This is a genomic window from Actinomadura sp. BRA 177 (assembly GCF_013372625.1).
Lineage (GTDB): Bacteria > Actinomycetota > Actinomycetes > Streptosporangiales > Streptosporangiaceae > Spirillospora.
Genome location: NZ_JABXFD010000705.1, coordinates 1 through 729, shown reverse-complemented (window position 1 = coordinate 729; position 729 = coordinate 1). Strand labels below are relative to the sequence as shown.

1 protein-coding gene is annotated in these 729 nt (G+C 79.7%); it reads right to left on the bottom strand.

Annotated features, from left to right (window positions below; genetic code table 11):
* Positions 1-75: 75 nt before the first annotated feature.
* Positions 76-729 (bottom strand): histidine phosphatase family protein (locus HUX53_RS38590; RefSeq protein WP_176408216.1); only part of this gene is annotated, 654 nt, incomplete at its 5' end.

Genomic DNA, 729 nt, shown 5'->3' with positions numbered 1-729 from the left:
ACGGTAGGTAGGTGCCGGGTAGGTGGTCGTGCGGGTGCCGAGTGAGTGCCGTGCCGAGGCGCCCCGGAACCGCCGTCAGCGGTAGGTGAGGAGGGCGGGCGTCGCGTCGAGGTGGTCGTGGGCGTTGAAGGTGACGCAGGTCAGCCCGCGTCGCCCGGAGACGACCTTGGTGACGCCGGTGTTGACGGTGACGGGGTTGAGGGCGCGCCACAGGGAGGCGTCACCGGCCAGGAGGCGCGAGACGACGAGCGAGACGGGCCCGCCGGACGTCACCACCAGCGTCGTCCCGCCCCGGGCGGTACGCTCGGCGGCCCGCGTCAGGGCGGCGTGCACGCGGGGGGTGGAGGCGCCGAACGGCTCGGCGTAGTCGGCGTCGTGCTGCCCGCCCGTCCCGCGGGCCGTGGCCTGCGCGAACAGCGCCTGGAAGGCGCGCGGGGGGGCCAGCCGCGGCGGGCGCGCCGCCGGCGCGGTCCGGGCCGGCGCCGGGGGGGGGCCCGCGCGGGGCGGGGGGCCGCCGGGCGAGGTCAACGGGCGGGGCCCGGGCGCCAGGGGGGGCGGGGACGTGCGCGGCAGGGTGAGGGGGGAGGGGAAGGTCGGCGAAGGGGCCCGGGCCGGGGGCGGCGGCAGCGACGGCGACCGGGGCCAGATCACGAAGCGGGCCCGCGGCTCGGTGCTCTCGGGCGGCGGCTCGGTGCCCGCCGACAACACCCCTGCGGGCTGGGCCGACAT